The sequence below is a fragment of the Bradyrhizobium sp. PRIMUS42 genome, assembly GCF_023006515.1.
Lineage (GTDB): Bacteria > Pseudomonadota > Alphaproteobacteria > Rhizobiales > Xanthobacteraceae > Bradyrhizobium.
In genome coordinates this window covers 1-4,864 of sequence record NZ_JALBGZ010000496.1, presented here as the reverse complement: position 1 = coordinate 4,864, position 4,864 = coordinate 1, and the positions used below count along the sequence as shown (strand labels likewise).

At 65.7% G+C, this 4,864-nt stretch carries 5 protein-coding genes; 2 read left to right on the top strand and 3 right to left on the bottom strand.

Translation table 11 applies throughout. The annotated features are described in order from the left end of the window. Together MOV75_RS27590 and MOV75_RS27585 are read right to left on the bottom strand one after the other, a co-directional pair. Window positions 1–1,909 (bottom strand): YgiQ family radical SAM protein (locus tag MOV75_RS27590; protein WP_247006939.1); only part of this gene is annotated, 1,909 nt, incomplete at its 3' end. A gap of 84 nt (window positions 1,910–1,993) precedes the next feature. Then, window positions 1,994–2,860: a 3-keto-5-aminohexanoate cleavage protein gene (locus MOV75_RS27585; RefSeq protein ID WP_246929225.1), complete on the bottom strand. Its 867-nt coding sequence runs from the start codon at window positions 2,858–2,860 to the stop codon at window positions 1,994–1,996. A 158-nt stretch (window positions 2,861–3,018) separates the two neighbouring features. On the opposite strand from MOV75_RS27585, the gene MOV75_RS27580 reads away from it, so the two are divergent. Both MOV75_RS27580 and MOV75_RS27575 read left to right on the top strand, forming a co-directional pair. Continuing rightward, complete coding sequence (locus tag MOV75_RS27580) at window positions 3,019–3,306, top strand: hypothetical protein (RefSeq protein ID WP_246929224.1); 288 nt, start codon at window positions 3,019–3,021, stop codon at window positions 3,304–3,306. Continuing rightward, on the top strand, window positions 3,287–4,228 hold the full coding sequence (locus MOV75_RS27575; protein ID WP_246929223.1) for a DMT family transporter: 942 nt from the start codon (window positions 3,287–3,289) through the stop codon (window positions 4,226–4,228). Before MOV75_RS27580 ends, MOV75_RS27575 begins: the two co-directional genes overlap by 20 nt. Before the next feature lie 301 nt (window positions 4,229–4,529). Here the strand turns inward: MOV75_RS27575 and MOV75_RS27570 are convergent. Further along, window positions 4,530–4,864 (bottom strand): FCD domain-containing protein (locus tag MOV75_RS27570; protein ID WP_247006938.1); only part of this gene is annotated, 335 nt, incomplete at its 5' end.

The window sequence follows — 4,864 nt, the reverse complement described above, 5'->3', positions numbered from 1 at the left end:
CGAGCTGGTGGGGCTGCGAGCCGATCAGATCGCGGCGGCCCATCTCCATCAGCGCCTCGCGCAGCACCGGCCAATTGTCGGGGTCGTGATAGCGCAGGAAGGCCTTGTGCAGGCGGCGCTGGCGCAGGCCCTTGATCGCCTCGACCTTGTCGCTGCCGCCGCGGCGCACGCCGCGCAACGGATTGACGCCGGTGTGGTACATCGCGGTCGCGGTCGCCATCGGCGAGGGCAGGAAGGTCTGCACCTGATCGGCACGATAGCGGTTCTTCTTGAGCCAGAGCGCGAGGTTCATCATGTCCTCGTCGGTCGTGCCCGGATGTGCCGCGATGAAATAGGGGATCAGGTAATACTTCTTGCCGGCCCGTTCGGCCGCTTCGTCGAACATCCGCTTGAACTTGTTGTAGGCGCCGATGCCCGGCTTCATCATCTTGTCGAGCGGGCCGCGCTCGGTATGCTCCGGCGCGATTTTCAGATAACCCCCGACGTGATGGGTGACGAGCTCCTTGATGTATTCGGGGCTCTCGACCGCGAGGTCGTAGCGCACGCCGGAGGCGACCATCACCTTCTTGATGCCCTTGGTCTCGCGCACCTTGCGATAGAGCCGGATCAGATCGTCATGCGAGGTGTTGAGGTTCGGGCAGATCTCGGGGAAGACGCAGGACGGCCGCCGGCACGCCGCCTCGACCTTCGGGTCCTTGCACGCCATCCGGTACATGTTGGCGGTGGGGCCGCCGATGTCGGAGATCACGCCGGTGAAGCCCGGCGTCTTGTCGCGGATCTTCTCGATCTCGCGCAGGATCGAGCCCTCGGAGCGGTTCTGGATGATGCGGCCTTCGTGCTCGGTGATAGAGCAGAAGGTGCAGCCGCCGAAACAGCCGCGCATGATCGTCACGGAGAACTTGATCATGTCCCAGGCGGGAATTTTGGCGTCGCCATAGGACGGATGCGGGGCGCGCGCATAGGGCAAGTCGTAGACCGCGTCCATCTCGTCGCTCGTCAGCGGGATCGGCGGCGGATTGAGCCAGAGGTCACGGTCGCCGTGACGCTGCACCAGCGGCCGTGCATTGCCGGGATTGCTCTCCCGGTGCAGCACGCGTGACGCGCGGGCATAAGCTTCCTTGTCCTGCTCGACCTGGTCCAGCGCCGGCAACCGGATCACGGTCGCACCCTTCTGGCGCGTTGCGCCCTCGTCGGCGGAATCAAGATCGTCGGCGTGCAGCTCGGTGTAGTCCTCCGGGACCTTGCGGAACAGCGCGACGCCCCTGATGTCGTCGAGCTCGCGCGCGGTCTCGCCGGCTGCGATGCGGTTCGCCACTTCAACGACGGCGCGCTCGGCGTTGCCGTACAGCAGGAGGTCGGCCTTGGCGTCGGCGAGCACCGAGCGGCGCACCTTGTCGGACCAGTAGTCGTAATGCGCGATCCGGCGCAGCGAGGCCTCGATGCCGCCGAGCACGATCGGCACATCCTTGAACGCCTCGCGGCAGCGCTGCGCATAGACGACGGTGCAGCGGTCCGGCCGCTTGCCGCCTTCACCGCCGGCCGTATAGGCATCGTCGCTGCGTATGCGGCGGTCCGCGGTGTAGCGGTTCACCATGGAATCCATGTTGCCGCCGGTGACGCCGAAGAACACGCGTGGCTTGCCGAGCGCCTTGAACGGCTCGGCCGAATGCCAGTCGGGCTGGGAGATGATGCCGACGCGAAAGCCCTGCGCCTCCAGCAGGCGGCCGATGATCGCCATGCCGAAGCTCGGATGGTCGACATAGGCGTCCCCGGTCACCAGCACGATGTCGCAGGCGTCCCAGCCGAGCGCGTCCATCTCGGCGCGGCTCATCGGGAGGAACGGCGCCGGCTTGCGCGGTCGGGCCTGCGCCATCAGGGGCTTTTCGGCGGCGATGATCTCAGTGTTCATGGGGCGTAGGCATAGGACTCCGGGCCCTCGAATTCAACCGACGGGCGCGTGAAAGATTCGAGGTTCCGTAGCCGTTTGGGCGCGTTAACCCTTCGCCAGCGCCTGCCGGACCTCGGCCGTGGTGGCCGGCTCGCCGCCATGCGCGCGGACCATCCGAACGGCGTCGTCGACGAGGCCAATATTGGTGGCCGTCGACCCCAGCAGCGCATCCTCGAGACCGACGCGGATATGGCCGCCGCGGGCCACCGCCTCGCCGATTAGCGGCGTGAGGTCGACGCCGAGGCCGGAGACCATCCACGGCGCACCCGGTGCTTCCTCCTCCGCCAGCGTGACCAGCGCCGCAAGGCCATACGGCTTCGGCGGAAAGCAGAACGCGAATTGCTGCGAGAACATGAAGCGGTAGACCGGCGCCTTCACGCCGCTCGCGCGCGCCAGTGCCGCGCCGGCGCGGATGAAGCCCGGCTCGTAGATGGCGAAGGCGGGGTGAATTCCGTAGCGCCTGGCAACGCCAAGCCCGTGCCGGATGTGGGTCTCCGGATTGAGATAGGTCTCGGCCGGCTTGGCTTCCGCCGTGGTGGCGGTCAGGGTGAAGTTGACGCTGCCGGGATCGACCACGGCGAATTCGAGCAGGCCGCGCTCGGCTAGCGCCTCGATATGGGCGAAGCGCGCCTTGGGGTCGGCGATGTTGCCGCGCGCATCAAGGCCGGGGATCGAGGGATAGACGGGCACGTCGATCCTGGCACGAATGCCTTCGATGATCCGCGCATAGACCTGCCAATCGAAAGTCTGCGGTCCCCCGCCGTCATAGGCATGCGTGTGAATGATCGCGGCGCCGGCCTTCGCGCAGGCAATGCCCTCGGCGATGATTGCGTCGATCGTATCGGGGATACCGGGCTGAAGCGCGCGGCTCCAGGGTCCGTTCAGTGCCGCCTCGATCCAGACCTTGTGCATCTTGCGCCTCCCGCGCCCGTCCGAACGAACCGAGGCTCGTTTTGCAGAACCGTATCACGTCGGCTGCGCGCGGTCAGCGGCATCAGGTGTGTGACGTCGTCCACATACCGGTGGGCGCCAATCACGTCATGCTCTCCTTCGTTTCAAGGGAGAGATCGATGTTCGTGGTCGACATGCTGCTGATCCTGGCGATGCTGTTCTTCCTGTTCCTGCCGATCACCGATCGCAGGACGGTGCGGATGCGGCTCTGCATGCTCTGCGCGTTGCTGGCGGTGTTGTCGGTCTCGGTCACACGCACTCCCATCGTGCCGGTGTTGCTCGCGGGTGTCTCCGCGTCCCCCGGGATGGCGCGCGTGCCGCATTTGCATGTCGGTGAGCCGTCGTCGGGGTTCTCACCCCGGCCGACATCGGATATCCGATTGATCCATGGGCAAGGAAATCTCTGACGGCGGTCACGACGTGCCGGCCGGCGTATCATCCGCCAGAGCCTGGCTCGGCGCCATTGCGCTGGTCGGCTTCATCCTGGTGGCGACTGCGCAGGCCTCAAATCAAATCCTGGCGCGCGGGCTCGCCGGATCCGTCCCACCGTTTGCGCTCGCCTTCTTCCGCTGGAGCATCGTTGCCGTCGGGCTTGCGCCGATTGCGCTCGCCGAGATTCGCGACGGCCGCATCGCACTTGGCAAGAACATCTGGCCGATCCTGGCGGCCGGGTTCATGGGCATGTTTCTCTGCGGCGGCCCGGTCTACGCCGCCGGCGTATCGACGACGGCCATCCATATCGCCTTGATCATGGCGCTGTCGCCGATCACCGTGCTGCTGATCTCCGCCGTGCGCGGCATGGAACGCGTCGGCCCGCTGCAATGGTTGGGTACCGCGCTCGCGCTGGCTGGTGCGCTGCTCATCATCTCGGGCGGTCATCCGCAGACGCTGATCGAACTGGAGACCGCGGCGGGCGACGGCTTGGTCGTGATCGCGATGCTCGGCTGGTCCGGCTATACTCTGCTGCAATCGCGAGCCGCGCCGCGCGCGTCCCTGCTTGCGCGCATCAGCCTGTTCGCAGCCGCCGGCGCATTGTTCTCGCTGCCGCTCGCCGCCTGGGAAATGTGGACCATGCCGGCCCAAATCTTCAGCGTCAGGGCGCTCGCGGCCTACGTGTTCGCAGGGATCGTTCCTGGCCTGCTTGCGTATGCCGGCTTTGCCTGGCTCGGCGCCAAATTCGGTTCGGTGCGAACCTCGCTCGTCCTTTACCTCGGACCGGTTGCAAGCGCCCTATTGTCTTTCGCGATTCTCGGCGAGCCGCCAAAGCCAATCCATTTCGCCGGCGGCCTATTGATCCTTGGCGGCGTGTGGGCCAGCTTGCGCCGATAGTTCCATCTGGGCGCATCGTAGTTCAGACGCAGGAACCATCCGAGACTGCGAACATTCTGATCAAGGGCCCGGTTGAGCGCGCTTCTATTGTTTCGGCGTTCGCGGTGTCGCCTCTGGCGATGGGGGACTTGTGAGCACAGTCATAGAGAACTTGCTGTTGCGGAAGCAGAAGCTCGTGGAACAGCTCCAAAAGGCGCCGTCAGTCGAGGACCGCGACAAGATCGAGCACCAGCTCGAACAGATCAATACCGCGCTGGATTTTCTGGACAGGCCGGGATCAAAGGACGCGCGATAGTCGCGCTCATTCCACCTTGAGCGCTCTTGCGTAGACCGACCCCGAATTGGTGATGTGCGTTGTCATCAACTCCTCGAAGGCGGCGAGCTCGCCGCGCGCGAACAAATCGAGCAGCTTGCGATGCTCGTCGAACGACGTGCGGGTCCGGACGTCGATCGGCGAGGCCAAATTGGTGCGGAGCGCGGCGACGCGGCCGGAAACCAGCTGATAGGATTCGGCGAGGTAGCGGTTGCCGCAATGGGCGAACAGCGCCTCGTGGAAGGCCGCATCGGCGCGGCCATAGGCGATGTTGTCCTTCGCCGCGACCGCCGGCTCCATCGCCGCGATCGCCGCACCCATCG

What these genes read in the sequence shown, in the direction of transcription:
- MOV75_RS27585 (WP_246929225.1), bottom strand. Translation starts at nt 2,860, where the DNA reads ATGCACAAGGTCTGGATCGAGGCGGCACTGAACGGACCCTGGAGCCGC.
- MOV75_RS27580 (WP_246929224.1), top strand. Translation starts at nt 3,019, where the DNA reads ATGTTCGTGGTCGACATGCTGCTGATCCTGGCGATGCTGTTCTTCCTG.
- MOV75_RS27575 (WP_246929223.1), top strand. Translation starts at nt 3,287, where the DNA reads ATGGGCAAGGAAATCTCTGACGGCGGTCACGACGTGCCGGCCGGCGTA.